The 255-nt window shown below is 63.1% G+C and carries 1 protein-coding gene; it reads right to left on the bottom strand.

The window, feature by feature from the left end; all coding sequences use genetic code 11:
- Nucleotides 1–255, bottom strand: a 255-nt coding sequence (locus GJ699_RS34050) for an AMP-binding protein (RefSeq protein WP_154383815.1), incomplete at both ends; no start/stop codon positions are given.

Raw genomic sequence — 255 nt, 5'->3', positions numbered from 1 at the left:
TGATGGTCGAGAATTGCAGCATGCGGTCGCTGCGCGTCAGGCCGAAGTAGCCTTGCGCGACCTGGCTGTGTTCCGCCAGCGTGGCATGGTTGATGCCGATGCCTTTCGGCTTGCCGGTCGATCCCGAGGTGTAGATGATATAGGCCAGCGCGGCGCCATGCAGCGCGATGCCAGGATTGGCGGCGCTGTGATGCGACACATCGAGGAGATCGGTGTGCAAGATCTGCAGACCTTCGGGCGCCGGAATGCGTGCGG

Origin of the sequence: Duganella guangzhouensis, from assembly GCF_009674535.1 — a bacterium.
Lineage (GTDB): Bacteria > Pseudomonadota > Gammaproteobacteria > Burkholderiales > Burkholderiaceae_D > Rugamonas > Rugamonas guangzhouensis.
This window is presented reverse-complemented; position numbering and strand designations above follow the sequence as displayed.